Origin of the sequence: Microbacterium memoriense (assembly GCF_025398275.1) — a bacterium.
In the GTDB taxonomy this organism is placed as follows: domain Bacteria; phylum Actinomycetota; class Actinomycetes; order Actinomycetales; family Microbacteriaceae; genus Microbacterium; species Microbacterium memoriense.
The window spans coordinates 249,928-264,083 of record NZ_JAODOR010000004.1; the positions used below are offsets into that span (position 1 = coordinate 249,928).

At 68.3% G+C, this 14,156-nt stretch carries 12 protein-coding genes and 1 tRNA gene; 9 read left to right on the top strand and 4 right to left on the bottom strand.

Features of this window, described 5'->3' with window-relative positions:
* Positions 1 to 60: 60 nt before the first annotated feature.
* Complete coding sequence (locus N4R40_RS03925; RefSeq protein WP_261606051.1) at positions 61 to 1,908, bottom strand: YhgE/Pip domain-containing protein; 1,848 nt, start codon at positions 1,906 to 1,908, stop codon at positions 61 to 63.
* 292 nt (positions 1,909 to 2,200) lie between these two features.
* Here N4R40_RS03925 and N4R40_RS03930 point away from each other — a divergent pair, with 292 nt between their 5' ends.
* From N4R40_RS03930 to N4R40_RS03945, 4 genes are read left to right on the top strand one after another with little or no spacing between them, the layout of a single operon-like run.
* Positions 2,201 to 2,983, top strand: coding sequence for a DeoR/GlpR family DNA-binding transcription regulator (locus N4R40_RS03930; protein ID WP_261606052.1), 783 nt, complete (start codon positions 2,201 to 2,203; stop codon positions 2,981 to 2,983).
* Entirely contained in the window at positions 2,980 to 3,927 is a 948-nt protein-coding gene (pfkB, locus tag N4R40_RS03935) for a 1-phosphofructokinase (RefSeq protein WP_261606053.1), read from the top strand. The genes N4R40_RS03930 and pfkB overlap by 4 nt, the downstream gene beginning before the upstream one ends.
* Before the next feature lie 41 nt (positions 3,928 to 3,968).
* The gene (locus N4R40_RS03940) at positions 3,969 to 6,008 is read left to right on the top strand and encodes a PTS fructose transporter subunit IIABC (protein ID WP_261606054.1); all 2,040 of its coding nucleotides are present in this window, start codon (positions 3,969 to 3,971) and stop codon (positions 6,006 to 6,008) included.
* 29 nt (positions 6,009 to 6,037) lie between these two features.
* The gene (locus N4R40_RS03945) at positions 6,038 to 6,304 is read left to right on the top strand and encodes an HPr family phosphocarrier protein (RefSeq protein WP_261606055.1); all 267 of its coding nucleotides are present in this window, start codon (positions 6,038 to 6,040) and stop codon (positions 6,302 to 6,304) included.
* 72 nt (positions 6,305 to 6,376) lie between these two features.
* Here the strand turns inward: N4R40_RS03945 and N4R40_RS03950 are convergent, their stop codons facing one another.
* Complete coding sequence (locus N4R40_RS03950) at positions 6,377 to 7,015, bottom strand: MBL fold metallo-hydrolase (protein ID WP_261606056.1); 639 nt, start codon at positions 7,013 to 7,015, stop codon at positions 6,377 to 6,379.
* 113 nt (positions 7,016 to 7,128) lie between these two features.
* Between N4R40_RS03950 and N4R40_RS03955 the strand changes: the two genes are divergently transcribed.
* Positions 7,129 to 7,201, top strand: a tRNA-Glu gene (locus N4R40_RS03955).
* Between the two features lie 76 nt (positions 7,202 to 7,277).
* On the top strand, positions 7,278 to 8,756 hold the full coding sequence (locus N4R40_RS03960) for a phytoene desaturase family protein (RefSeq protein ID WP_261606057.1): 1,479 nt from the start codon (positions 7,278 to 7,280) through the stop codon (positions 8,754 to 8,756).
* 4 nt (positions 8,757 to 8,760) lie between these two features.
* On the opposite strand, the gene N4R40_RS03965 is transcribed toward N4R40_RS03960, so the two are convergent.
* Entirely contained in the window at positions 8,761 to 9,831 is a 1,071-nt protein-coding gene (locus tag N4R40_RS03965) for a DUF4349 domain-containing protein (RefSeq protein ID WP_261606058.1), read from the bottom strand.
* 26 nt (positions 9,832 to 9,857) lie between these two features.
* Entirely contained in the window at positions 9,858 to 10,418 is a 561-nt protein-coding gene (locus N4R40_RS03970; protein ID WP_261606059.1) for an RNA polymerase sigma factor, read from the bottom strand.
* A 237-nt stretch (positions 10,419 to 10,655) separates the two neighbouring features.
* Here N4R40_RS03970 and N4R40_RS03975 point away from each other — a divergent pair, with 237 nt between their 5' ends.
* The 3 genes from N4R40_RS03975 to leuD all read left to right on the top strand — a co-directional run bounded on the left by N4R40_RS03975 (position 10,656) and on the right by leuD (position 14,116).
* Positions 10,656 to 11,765 carry a TerC family protein gene (locus tag N4R40_RS03975; RefSeq protein WP_261606060.1) on the top strand — a complete coding sequence of 370 codons (1,110 nt, stop codon included), beginning with the start codon at positions 10,656 to 10,658 and terminating at the stop codon, positions 11,763 to 11,765.
* A gap of 307 nt (positions 11,766 to 12,072) precedes the next feature.
* On the top strand, positions 12,073 to 13,518 hold the full coding sequence (gene leuC / locus N4R40_RS03980) for a 3-isopropylmalate dehydratase large subunit (protein WP_261606061.1): 1,446 nt from the start codon (positions 12,073 to 12,075) through the stop codon (positions 13,516 to 13,518).
* A gap of 1 nt (position 13,519) precedes the next feature.
* On the top strand, positions 13,520 to 14,116 hold the full coding sequence (gene leuD, locus N4R40_RS03985) for a 3-isopropylmalate dehydratase small subunit (protein WP_261606062.1): 597 nt from the start codon (positions 13,520 to 13,522) through the stop codon (positions 14,114 to 14,116).
* The last annotated feature ends 40 nt before the right edge of the window (positions 14,117 to 14,156 follow it).

Below are 14,156 nucleotides of genomic sequence, written 5' to 3' on the forward strand. Positions count from 1 at the left end.
AAACGAACAGAGCGGGTCCCGACCGATCGGTCGGGACCCGCTCTGTTCTGCGTCTGTCGATCACGCCATCGCGAGTTCGCGCTCTCGGGTCCGGTGCGCCAAGCGGTGCGCCACCCATGCGGCAATGCCGATGAGACCGAGAATCGCCGCGCCGAACAGCCACGGCAACAGCGTCGGCGTGAGGCTCGATGTCCCCGAAGCCAGCTGGCCGGTGCCATCGGCGATCTGAGCGTTGCCGTCCGCCAACGCGACGGCGCCGGCGGAAAGCTCGTCCGACCCGTCGGCAAGCTGCGTCGATCCCTCGGCGAGAGACGTCGCTCCCGCGGAGAGCTCACCGAGGCCGTCCGCGAGGCTTGAGGCGCCGGTGGAGATCTTCCCCGTCCCTTCGGCGAGCGATGAAGCGCCCTCGGCGAGCGAACCCGCTCCGGTCGACAGGTTCTGCGCGCCGGTCATAAGGCGCAGCGATCCGTCATTCAGAGTCTGCGTTCCCGCGGTCAAGGTCTGCAGCCCGGTCGACAGCTCACCCGCCTTGCCGGCCAGCGTGGCGCCGCCGGTCGTGAGTTCCCCCGACCGCGCCTTCAGCGTCGCGAGGCCCGCGGCGAGCTCGTCGGCGCCGCCGTCGAGCTGTCCGAGTCCGGCGACGAGCTCGCCGGACTTGGTCGATGCGGTCCCCATGCCACCGGCGAGTTCGCCGGACTTGGTCGTCAATGTGCCGAGTCCGCTCGCCAGCTCGCCCGACTTCGTGGACAGCGTGGTCAGACCGCCGGACAGTGTGGCGGCGGCCGCGTCGAGCTGCGCCGCTCCACCGGCCAGTGTGGCGACTCCGTTCTTGAGCGCGAGGGCACCCGCGTCGACGGCAGCCGCGCCATCGCGCGTTGCCTCTGCGCCGGCCTTCAGCGATTGTGCGCCCGCGCTGACGCCGTCGGCGCCCGCGCGCACCTGACCGGCCGAGGTGGCGAGTCCACGCACCTGGGCCACGATGCCGGCGTCAGCGCCCGCGCCTTCGAGTGCGTTCGCGTAGTCGATCAGACCCTGTTGCAGAGCGGCGACGCCACCGGCAACCTGGGCCGTGCCGTCTGCGACGCCCTTCGCGCCGGTCGCCAGGGACGCGGTGCCTGCGGCCAGCGGCGCGGTTCCGGCTGCGAGGTTTGTCGCGCCGGTCGACGCAGATGCGGCGCCCGCGTTCAGTCCGGACAGCCCGGCGGAGAGCTGAGCGCCGCCGGATGCCGCGGAGCCGAGACCGGCCGAGATCTGCGACGCGCCCGAGGACGCGGTGCCGATGCCACCGGAGAGTGCGCTGGCGCCCGTGGCCAGTTGCCCGAGACCGGCGGAGAGCGCTCCGGCGCCGGTGTTCGCCGCCGTGACGCCGCCGTCGAGACGCTGCGCGCCGGCATCCAACTTGTCGATTCCGGCTTTCGCGTCGTTGATCCCGGAGGAGAGACGCCCGGCGCCATCGGCGAGGAGTCCCGCGCCGCTCGCGGCGGTGGCCGCGCCCACATTCAGGCGAGTTGCGCCCTCGCGTGCCGTCACGGTTCCCTCCGCGAGGGTCACCGCGCCCGCGGCGAGCGTGCCGGCCCCGGTCGACAGTGCGTCGGCTCCGGCGGCGGCCGTCGTGGCGCCTGCGGAAAGCTCGGTGGCACCGGATGTGGCAGCGGCGGCGCCGGCGTCGAGCTTCGCGGCCCCGGCCGACAGGTCATCGGCTCCGTCCGCGAGCGACCGTGCCCCGGAAGACAGGTCTCCGGAACCGTCGGCCGCCTGAGCTGCGCCGGTGTCGAGCTGTGCAGCGCCGTCGGACAGCTTGGCCGCCGTCAGGAAGTACATGATCGTCATCGCGGCCAGCAGGATGCTGAGCACGATGACGGTGACGCGCATACCCATGCCATGGGTGTGGGTGTCGGTTCTCGTCATTGAGGACTCCGTTGTCTCGCGCCTGCATCGTTGCAGGCGTGGGTAGGGGCTCTCCCGGGGGACCGGGGTGAGGCGAACTGAACGTAACAGTGGTGAATGAGGAAACTCTCATGCGTGTCACGGCTCTGCCGAGTGAGACCAAGTCTCACGGCTTGTGGGGCTGAGTGTCTTGGAGGTTGCCTACAAGCCGGCTTCCGCGGGAGGTGAGGGTCCGTCTCGCGTGATCGTGTTCACGAAGCCTTGTCTAAATGTTGTTTTGTGTTGTATTGTGTGGATATTCCAAGGAGGGGTGATGTACGCAACGGAGCGTCAGCAGGTGATCGAGGAACTCGTGAGCATCGATGGCCGTGTGGCCGTGGTCGATCTCGCACGGCGTTTCGGCGTCACGACCGAAACCGTTCGGCGCGACCTCGGCCAGCTCGAAGCGGCGGGAGTCGTTCGGCGAGTGCACGGTGGGGCGGTGGTACGGTCGCGCGTCAGCACGGCGGAGTCGTCGGTAGCCGAACGCACCGAACGTCGTCGCGAGGCGAAGTTGTCGATCGCCCGCCGCGCTCTGGATGCCGTTCCCGCGGGATTCGACGGGTCGATCTATCTCGACGCGGGGACAACGACGGCGGCGCTGGCGCAGCTGATGATCGAGCGAGGCGCAGGCCACAGTCCACTCGAGGTGGTGACGCATTCGATGGCGATCGCGCATGTCCTGGCCGGGTCCGCCGGGCTGAGCCTGACCGCGATCGGTGGGCGGGTCCGCGGGCTGACCGCGGCGGCCGTCGGGTCACAGACTGTCGATGCGATATCCCGTCTGCGTCCGGACATCGCCTTCATCGGCACGAATGGACTTTCGGCGACGTTCGGTCTGTCCACCCCCGATCCCGACGAAGCCGCCGTCAAGCGCGCGATTGTTGCCGCATCCCGACGCTGCGTCGTACTGGCAGACGCCGACAAGCTCGAGGCGGAGCTCCTCGTCTCCTTCGCGCGCCTCGACGATGTTGACGTCCTGGTGACCGACGGCGTACTGTCCCGCACGCTCGCTGACGCGGTCGACGCGGCCGACATGGAGGTGTGGCAGCCATGATCGTCACTCTGACCGCGAATCCGTCGCTTGATCGGGCGGTGACACTTTCGGGCCCCTTGCGTCCGGGAGAAGTGCAGACCGCGCGCAGTACTCGGGAAGATGCCGGGGGGAAAGGCATCAACGTCGCACGCGTGATCGACGCAGCCGGCCGCGAGACGCTCGCCGTCCTGCCGCTCGACGATGAAGACCCGTTCGCCGCGGCGTTGCGCGCGGCGCATGTGCCGTCGCTCGCGGTGGCCGTCCACGGCGCTGCCCGCGCGAATCTTACGATCGCCGACAGCGAAGGGACGACGACCAAGATCAACCTTCCGGGTGTCGCCCGCACCCACGCCGATGCGGACGCGCTCATCGCTGCCGTCGTCTCAGCGACCGCATCGGCGTCGTGGCTGGTGCTGGCAGGCTCACTGCCGCCTGGCCTGCCGGATGACTTCTACGTCCGCGTGATCGACGCAGTCCGAGCCGCTCACGATCGTGCGCCGCTGATCGCGGTCGACGCGTCCGGTCCGGCGCTTCACGCTGTGGTGGCCCGTGCCCATCCCGATCTCATCAAGCCGAATGATGAGGAGCTTGCCGAACTGGCCGGCATCGCTCTCGACGGCGCTCGCGACCTCGCCGAGGCCGTCCACGACGTCGCGCGCACTCTCGTGCCGACCCAGGTGGGAGCCGCTTTCGTCACTCTCGGCGCGCAGGGCGCCGTGCTCGTGACCGCCGACGGTGCGTGGCACGGCACACCGCCGCCGACCCGCGTGCGCAGCACGGTGGGGGCCGGCGACAGCTCGCTCGCCGGCTTTCTCCTCGCGCGCGTCGCGGGGGCCGAGGCCGAGGAGTGCGTGCGCACCGGCATCCGCTACGGATCCGCAGCCGCGGCCCTCCCCGGCACGCAGGCCCCGACACCGGCTGATCTGCTCCCCGGGGACGTCCCGGTTCGCTCTCTCGCTCCCTGAACACCCCCCATCCCACAAGAACACGACCACTGGAGGTCACCGTGTCTGACATCATCACCTCGGGGCTCGTCAGCCTCGACGAATCTCTCGGTGCGGACAAACGCGCCGTCATCGAGGCCCTCGCCGCTCGCGTGGCGTCGGCCGGACGGGCCAGCGACGCCGCCGCCCTCGCCGCCGACGCCTGGGCGCGCGAGCAGAAGGATGAGACCGGACTTCCGGGCGGGATCGCGATTCCGCACGCCAAGAGCCCTGCGGTGCTCGCGGCGACGCTCGCCTTCGCGCGCCTGAGCCCGGGTGTCGACTTCGGCGCCGACGACGGCCCCGCCGACCTGGTGTTCCTCATCGCGGCGCCCGATACCGCCGCCGAAGAGCACCTGGCGGTGCTCTCGCGGCTCGCCCGCAGCTTCATGCGGGACGACTTCACGGCGGGGCTGCGCTCTGCGGCGACGCCGCAGGAGGTCGTGGACCTCGTGATCGCCGCGGTCAGTGAGACTCCCGCGACAGCCGCGCCCGTGGGTGCGACCGCCCCGGCTCCCGCGGACTCCGCTGTGTTCATCGACGGCCGACCGGCGCGCATCGTCGCCGTCACGGCGTGCGCGACCGGTATCGCGCACACCTTCATGGCCGCCGACGCGCTGACCGCGCAGGGCGGGAAGGACGGGATCGACCTCGTCGTCGAGCCGCAAGGCTCGAGCGGATACAAAGCCATCGACCAGAAGATCATCGACGACGCGGATGCCGTGATTTTCGCCGTCGATGTCGATGTCCGCGAACCCCAGCGCTTCGCCGGCAAGCCGGTCGTCCGCGCCGGCGTCAAGCGCGGCATCGAGCAGCCGGCCCAACTGGTCGCGGAAGCCATCGCCGCCGCGAAGAACCCGAACGCGACCCGCGTCAGCGGCTCCGCCGCCGGCCCTTCCGACACGGCCGGGGCGACCGGGGCATCACTCGGTGGCAGCATCAAGCGGTCGTTGCTCACGGGTGTGAGCTACATGATCCCGTTCGTCGCCGGTGGTGGTCTGCTGATTGCTCTCGGCTTCCTGCTCGGCGGCTACGAGATCGCCTTCACCGTCGACGACATCCTGGGCTCATCCACGATCTGGAATCCCGGCGATACGTCGCTCATCGTCTACCTCGGCGCGGTGCTGTTCAAGATCGGTTCGCTCTCGTTCAGCTTCCTCGTGCCCGCGCTCGCGGGATACATCGCCTACGGTCTCGCCGACCGCCCGGGTATCGCACCCGGCTTCGTGGCGGGTGCCGTGGCCGGCTTCATGAACGCCGGGTTCCTCGGCGGCATCGTCGGTGGTCTGTTGGCCGGTATCGCGGCGCGGTGGCTCAACTCGCTCGACGTCCCGCGCTGGCTGCGCGGTCTCATGCCGGTCGTGATCATCCCGCTGCTCGCATCGATCTTCGCCTCCGGGCTCCTGCTGTTGGTGCTCGGTGGTCCGATCGCGTGGCTGATGACCGTGCTGAACGACTGGCTCTCCAGCTTGACCGGTGTCGGCGTCATCATCCTCGGTGTCGTGCTCGGGCTCATGATGTGCTTCGACCTCGGCGGCCCGGTCAACAAGGTTGCGTACGGCTTCGCCACCGCGAACCTCGCCGCCGGCATCGCCGGAGATGAGCGATACCTGCAGATCATGGCGGCGGTCATGGCCGCCGGAATGGTCCCGCCGCTCGCGATGGCCCTGGCATCCACGATTCTCGGGCGAGGATTGTTCACCGAACCCGAGCGGGAAAACGGCAAGGCCGCGTGGTTGCTCGGCGCGGCCTTCATCACCGAGGGGGCGATTCCGTTCGCCGCCGCCGACGTCCTCCGCGTCATCCCGGCGATGATGCTCGGCGGCGCCGTCACCGGTGCGCTCTCGATGGCGTTCGCGGTCACCAGCAAGGCGCCCCACGGCGGTGTGTTCGTGTTCTTCGCTATCGACGGCTTCTGGTTGTGGTTGATCGCGATTGCAGCGGGCGCGGTCGTCTCGGCCTTCACCGTGGTCGCCTTGAAGCGGTTCGCCCGTCGAGGTGGTGCCGCCGACGACGGTACTTCCGGCGCCGAAACGGTACCGTCGGTCGCCGTCACGGCATAGTCTCGAAAGACACGATCTAGGAGGATCCCATGGCAGAACGCCAGGCCACAGTCGCCAGTAGCTCGGGGCTGCACGCCCGCCCCGCGAAGCTTTTCGTGCAGGCCGTTCAGCAGACCGGTGTGCCCGTCACGATCGCCGTCGAAGGCGGACCCGATCAGAACGCCGGCAGCATCCTGACCCTGATGGGTCTGGGCGCGACGCAAGGCACGGTCGTCACGCTCAAGGCCGAGGGCGAGGGTGCCGACGCGGCGCTCGATACCCTCGTCGCGTTCCTCGAGACGGACCACGACGCGTAAGGCTGTTTCCTCGCAGAACGACGGATGCCGTATCCCGCGCACAGCGCTCGGGATGCGGCATCCGCGTGTGCGCTACAGGTCGGTGCTCTCACCCGGTTCGAGGGCGACGAACTCGCCAGCGCCCTGCTCGACGGCCCAGCGGATCCGGGCGCGGCCCATGTCCAGGCCGACCCGCGACAGGGTCATGTCGTGAGTCGCGAAGGCGCGCCGCGGGGCGACAGCGAGAACGAAGTCCATCGCCTCGCCGATTTTCAACCACGGTGCGCCGACCGGTGCCGCCAGGAGATCGATCTTCGACGAGCCGGGTAGCGCATACGAGTCCCCCGGGTAGTAGAAGGTCTCGTTGACGAGGACGCCGACGTTGTCGACGACGGGAATCGATTCGTGGATGACGTTGTGACGCCCGCCGAAGAAGCTCAGGGTGAAGGGTCCGGCGGTGACGGTCTCGCCCGGTGCGACGAGGTGGATCTCCTCACCCGCGGCCGCGGCCGCCACACCCGCCGGCGCATACACCGGCACCTCGGGGAACTGCTGGCGGATACGTGAAAGATGCTCGGCGGTCCAATGATCTGGATGCTCGTGCGTGAGCACCACGGCCACCACATGGCGAAGATCAGCAAGGGGGAGCGTGAACGAACCGGGATCGATCAGCAGGGTCCGATTCTCCAGCTCGAGGCGGAGGCAGGCATGTTCGTGCTTTGTGACGCGCATGCGCTCCAGTCAACGCCGCCGCGCGTCAGTCGGCAAGGATCGGCGGCGATTTTGCTGAGACCGGAGGAGCATGGCATAATCGAACGGTTGCCTTCGGAGCTTTCGAAGGAAATGGCCCCATCGTATAGCGGCCTAGTACGCTGCCCTCTCACGGCGGTAACGCGGGTTCGAATCCCGCTGGGGTCACAACACGAAGAAGCCTCGACCGAATGGTCGGGGCTTCTTCCGTATCCGGAATGTACGCAGGGGCAAGGGAGACCGCATGGCATCCCGGAGAAACGCGCAGATTGATGTCATCGTCGTGGGCGCCGGCCCCAACGGCCTCGCGGCGGCGGTCACGGCGGCGCGCGCCGGTCTGCGCGTGCGGGTGTACGAGCGGGCTGGGTGGCCCGGCGGCGGTGCAGCGACGCGCGAGCTGACGCTCCCGGGGTTTCACCACGATGTCGGAGCCGCAATCCATCCGTTGGCGTTCGCATCCCACTTCTTCCGCGAGTTCGGTCTCCGCGATCGTGTGCGCTTCGTCACGCCCGACGTGTCGTTCGCACAACCCCTCGTTCCCGGCCACTCCGCGATCGCGTACCGCGACGTGGAGCGGACCGCCGACCGGCTCGGCCGCGATGGTGCCACGTATGCGCGGCTGCTCCGTCCTCTCGTCGATCGGACAGGCGGGATCGCCGCCCTCACGGGTGGCTCGCTCCTGCGCATTCCCCGGGATCTGGTCGCTGCCGGTGTCTTGGCGGCGCGTGCGCTCGAGCAGGGGAGCCGTGGGTGGGGCCTGCGTTTCCGAGACGCCGCGGCGCCCGCTCTCCTCACCGGCGCGAGCGCGCACACGCTTCTGCCTCAACCGAGTATCGCTGCCGCGGGCGCGGGCCTCGTCTTGACCGCCTACGCACATGCGGAGGGCTGGCCCGTGCCGATCGGTGGCAGCGGCGCCATCATCGCGGCCATGGTCGCCGACCTCGAGGCGCACGGCGGTGAGATCGTGAGCGACCATGAGGTCGCCGACCTCGCCGCGGTTCCACGCGCACGCGCGATTCTGCTCGATGTCACGCCGCGCGCCTTCGTCCGGTTGGCCGGGCCGCTCATGCCGGCCCGGTATCGGCAGGCGATGGAGCGGTTCCGCTACGGCGCGGGAGTCGCCAAAGTCGACTTCGCCCTCGGCGAGCCGGTGCCCTGGGCCGACGCCGACCTCCGCCGGGCCGGCACAGTTCATCTGGGCGGCACGCGCGCAGAGATGGTCGCCGCGGAGCGGGAGGTTCTGCGAGGCGGGCATCCGGAGCGCCCGTACGTCCTGGTGGCGCAACCATCGGCGTTCGATCCGACGCGTGCTCCCGCCGGCCGGCACACCCTGTGGTCCTACACGCACGTCCCCGCGGGAAGCCCCGTGGACCGCAGGGAGGCGGTCATCAATCAGATCGAGCGATTCGCGCCAGGTTTCCGCGACACGATCCTCGCGGTGTCGTCGCGCACGGCGGTCGGGATGGAGCACGTCAATCCGAACCACATCGGAGGAGACATATCCAGCGGCGCACCGACGCTCGGCCAGCTGTTCGCACGGCCTGTCGTGCGCACCGACCCGTGGCGCACGCCGATTCCCGGCGTGTATCTGGCGTCGGCCTCGACCGCCCCGGGGCCGGGCGTGCACGGTCTCGCCGGGTGGCACGCCGCGCAGAGCGCCCTGCGGAACGAGTTCGGCATCCGTACGTCCCCCGACCTTTCGCCGACGGCCGCAACACGGTAGCCGATCACTCCTCGGCAGGTGACGAGCTCGCGCTCCGCGATCGCCGTCGGCGCACGGCGCGACGCACCGCCCAGATGAGGCTGCCGGCGAGCGCCGCTACGGCGAGCCAGGGGAGGAGGAAACCGATCGCGATGACGATCCCGTTCACCGTCGCGACAAGTCCCGACCAGCCGGCCGTGACCCCGTCGCCGAAACCGGCGGGGTCGGCCACAACGACCGGTGTCGGTTCGGTGAGCGTGATCATCGCACTCGACATGTCGACCTGACCCTCGAGCCACGTCAGCTGCTGACGCAGCGAGTCGAGCTCCGATTGGCGCTGCGAGAGAGCCGACTCCGCCGCGATCAGGTCGGCGGTCGACGCGCTCTGCGCCATGAGCTCGGTGAGTCGGGCGACCGACGCTTCCAGTGCCGCGACGCGTGCGCGAAGGTCGACAGCTTCCGTCGTGACATCCCGTCGGTCGATCTGCGACGAGGTGACCGTTCCGAGGTCGGTCAAGCCCGACAGTGTTGTGGCGAGCTGATCCGACGGCACGCGCACGGTGATCCATGTGCCCGTCGGCATCGGCGCGTAGACGTCGGTGGAGACTGCGGGGTCCATCGGTGCCGACGAGCCGATGCTCATCGTTTCGACATACCCACCGGCCAGGACAGCCGCCTCACCGATCGACGCGGCTGCAGAGGGCGCATCGTCGACCTCGACGGTCGCGGAAGCGGAAACGGCGATTTCTCGTTCCGCGCCGCCGGTGCCGGCCTCCGTCCCGGCCATATCGCCCGAGCTTTCGGCGATATCGGTGAGTGACGACCCGCCCATCTGGGGTGCGGATGCCGGTGCGACGGCCGCCGAGTGAGCCGAGCCCGCAGCTCCGGTCGATCCCTGGATGCCTGAGAGCACGAGCGGTGCGATCACGGCGGCGACAGCGATCACGGCGACCGCCGCAGCCCCGCCCATCCACCATCGTCCGCGACGGACGGCGCGCACGCGTGCACGTTCGATGCGGGCACGCTCCTCGCCCCGTTCGTCGGCGATCCGTGCGAAGACGGCCGTCTCCATCTCTTCGACACGTGCATCGCTCAACGTCGGTAGTGTCACTTCGTCGGTGTTCATGTCCCCTCCGGTTCGATCGTGTTCCGCAGTTGCGTGCGGATGCGGGACAGACGATTGCGGACGACGCCATGGCTCACACCGAGCTGATCGGCTGCGGCTTGATAGGCGTAGCCCTCGGCGGCGCACAGCCGGAAGATCTGCTGGTCGAGCACACCGAGCGATCCCACCTCGTGAAGAATCCGTTCCACCAGGGCCGCGTCGATCACCTGCGCTTCGATGTCCACGGCCGCGGGTATGGCCTCTTCCGCCGCCGTCGTCAGGTGGGCGCGGTCGCGCTGTTGACGCCGGATGCGGTTGGCGCACTGGAAGCGGCAGATCGTGACGAGCCACGGGAGCAGGGAATCGCTGACGAGGTCGAGCTCCGGCAGTTTGCGCCACGCGGCCAGGAACGTCTCCTGCGCCACGTCCTCGGCATCCGTGCGTGATCCGAGAAGCCCGTGCGCCAGCCAGAAGACCGGGCGTACGTAGGCGCGGTACAACTGGCGGAAGGCATGCTCGCTGCCCGCCGCCGCGGCGGCGACCAGTTCTGCATCGCCGTGCGTCGCCGTGTCGCTCATCGTGTCCTTGTCGTCCGGGGAGAATCATCCTCCCTGTGAGAAGAGTGTCGACCGGACGGTGATCGTCTCAGATGGACGGTACCGCCTGGTGGGGACTGTATTCTTGTGCGAGCGAGAGGGAGTATCCCGTTCTCGCGCATCCGTCAATACGGGTCTTGCAGTCGAGGCTCCGGGTGCGCGCCGCATTCTGCGGGGGAGAGACTTTCGACGATTCGTCCATCCCTCCGAAAGGCCCGCATGGAGCTCCCCATCTGGTTTGAGATCGGCTCGCTCGTCGTGCTGACGCTCATCCTCGTCGCCGACCTGTTGTTGATCCTCAAGCGTCCGCACATCCCCTCCACCCGCGAATCGACCCTGTGGGTCGTGTTCTACGTCACGCTCGCGCTGATCTTCGCCGGTCTGATGTGGTACTTCGCCGGCGGTGAGTACGCCGGCCAGTTCGTCGCGGGTTGGTTGACGGAGTACAGCCTGTCGATCGACAACCTGTTCGTCTTCGTGCTGATCATGAGCCAGTTCTCGGTCCCGCGGCGCTATCAGCAGGAGGTGCTGATGGTGGGCATCATCATCGCGCTGATCCTGCGTGGCCTCTTCATCCTCGCCGGCGCCGCGATCATCGAGCAGTTCAGCTGGGTCTTCTACATCTTCGGTGCGTTCCTCGTCTTCACCGCGTGGCGTCAGGCGTTCCCCGGCGGCGATCACGACTCCGACGTCAAGCAGGAGAGCTTCATCGTGCGCCTCCTGCGCCGCACGGTCGACATCTCCGACGAGTACGACGGTGCGAAGGTGCGCACCGTGGTGAACGGCAAGAAGATGTTCACCCCGATGATCATCGTGTTCGCCGCGATCGGCATGACAGACCTGCTGTTCGCGCTCGACTCGATTCCCGCGATCTTCGGCATCACCCAGAGTCCGTTCATCGTCTTCACCGCGAACCTGTTCGCGCTGATGGGCCTCCGCCAGCTGTACTTCCTTCTGGGCGACCTGCTCGACCGCCTCAAGTACCTGCACTACGGCATCGCATTCATCCTCGCCTTCATCGGTGTCAAGCTCGTCTTCCACGCGATGCACGAGAACGAACTGCCGTTCATCAACGGCGGCGAGCACATCGAATGGGCTCCGGAGATCTCCACCTGGATGTCGCTCGGCGTCATCATCGCGTCCATGGTCGTCGCGACCGTCGCGAGCCTCATCGCGTCGTCGCGTGAGCGGAAGGCCGCTCCGGTCACCGCCGGACGGATCGACGCCGAGGCCGCGCCGGAGAAGACACCGGTCACGGCAGCCGAGAAGGTCGCTGACGAGAAGGGCACGCCGCCGACCGTCGAACAGCCCCCGACCGATCCGCGCTGAACCGACGTCATCCTGCGTGATCCGACCCGCCCCCGCGCGGGTCACGATCACCGCAGAATGCCGCGAACTCCGCATCCGATGGCGCCATCGAGTGCGGAGTTCGCGCATTTCTGCGGAGATCGCGCAGGTCCGAAGAGCGCGGCGCCTCGTGGAGGCACCGCACGGGTGTCCGCGCCGCGGTGGTAATGTGACGTTCGTGCGGATCGCTCGACTTCTCCTTAGCGGCCGCGACGAGATCTCGCTCTGAGCCCACTCTCGTCGCGGAGTCCTTCGCGGGCACATCCGACGTCGACAAGAACGAGACATCATGAGCACTCCCATTTCCGAGCATCCCCGCACCCTGGCCGAAAAGGTCTGGGATGACCACCTCGTCGTCAAGGGCGAAGACGGTCAGCCCGACCTCATCTACATCGACCTCCACCTGGTCCACGAGGTCACGAGCCCCCAGGCGTTCGATGGTCTCCGCGCGGAGGGTCGCCCCCTGCGCCGCGTGGATCTGACGATCGCGACCGAGGACCACAACACGCCCACCCTGGCAATCGACAAGCCGATCGCCGACCTCACCAGTCGCACCCAGATCGAGACGCTGCGGCGCAACGCGGAGGAGTTCGGCGTGCGCCTGCACTCGCTGGGCGACAAGGAGCAGGGGATCGTGCACGTCGTCGGTCCCCAGCTGGGTCTCACCATGCCCGGCATCACGGTGGTGTGCGGCGACTCGCACACGTCGACGCACGGCGCGTTCGGAGCGATGGCCTTCGGGATCGGGACGAGCGAGGTCGAGCATGTCATGGCGACCCAGACGCTGCCGCTCAAGCCCTTCAAGACGATGGCGATCACGGTCGAGGGCGAGCTCGCGCCCGGCGTGAGCGCGAAAGACATCATCCTCGCGATCATCGCGAAGATCGGGGCGAACGGCGGTCAGGGCTACGTGCTCGAGTTCCGCGGCTCCGCCATCCGGTCTCTCTCGATGGAGGGCCGCATGACGATCTGCAATATGGCGATCGAAGCGGGCGCTCGCGCCGGCATGATCGCTCCTGATGAGACGACGTTCGCGTACGTGAAGGACAAGCCGCACGCTCCGCAGGGCGCGGACTGGGACGAGGCGGTCGCCTATTGGCGGACCCTGCCGTCCGATGACGGCGCGGTGTACAACGCCGAGGTGTTCCTGGATGCCGCGGAGCTCGAGCCGTTCGTGACGTGGGGGACCAACCCCGGTCAGGGCGTGTCGCTGAGTGACGTCGTCCCCGACCCGGCATCCTTCGCCGATCCCAACGAGCGCGCTGCCGCGGAGCGGGCCCTCGCCTACATGGACCTGACTGCCGGAACGCCACTGAAAGACGTGCCGGTGGATGCCGTGTTCATGGGTTCGTGCACGAACAGCCGCATCGAGGACCTTCGTCAGTTCGCATCGATCGTCCAAGGTCGCACGAAGGCCGACGGCGTTCGCGTCATGGTCGTCCCCGGCTCCGCACGCGTGCGCCTGGAAGCCGAAGCCGAGGGCCTGGACAAGGTGTTCACCGACTTCGGTGCCGAGTGGCGTTTCGCGGGGTGCTCGATGTGTCTCGGGATGAACCCCGATCAGCTCGCACCCGGTGAGCGGTGCGCGTCGACGAGCAACCGGAACTTCGAGGGGCGTCAAGGCAAGGGCGGCCGCACGCATCTCGTGTCACCGCTCGTCGCCGCCGCGACGGCCGTTCTGGGCCACCTGGCCAGCCCGAGCGATGTGCCTGCGATCCAGCGAGTGGAGGCTTGACATGGAGAAGTTCCACACCCACACCGGGATTGCCGCGCCGTTGACACGTTCGGCGGTCGACACGGATCAGATCATCCCGGCCGTCTACCTCAAGCGGGTCACGAAGACCGGCTTCGACGATGCGTTGTTCGCGAACTGGCGTCAGGATCCCGAGTTCATCCTCAATCAGCCTGCCTATCAGGGCGCGTCGATCTTGGTCGCCGGGCCCGACTTCGGCACCGGCTCCAGCCGCGAGCACGCCGTTTGGGCGCTCCGCGACTTCGGTTTCCACGTCGTGCTGAGTCCGAAGTTCGCCGACATCTTCCGTGGCAACGCCGGAAAACAGGGACTCGTCACGGGCGTCGTGGCCGAGGCCGACATCGAGGCGATCTGGGCAGCGATCCAGGCGCAACCGGGTGTGGCGATGACCGTCGATCTGCAGGAGCGCACCGCCGTCATCGGCGATCTCCGGGTCGGTTTCGAGATCGACGATTACACTAGGTGGCGGCTCCTCGAAGGGCTCGATGACATCGGGCTCACTCTGCGCAACGAAGACAAGATCGCGCAGTTCGAGGCGCGCCGTGAGGCGTGGCGACCACGGACGATCCCCGTTCCGTAGCCCGAAGCACGCCCCACACCCTGGGGCGTCGCTGGCTGCA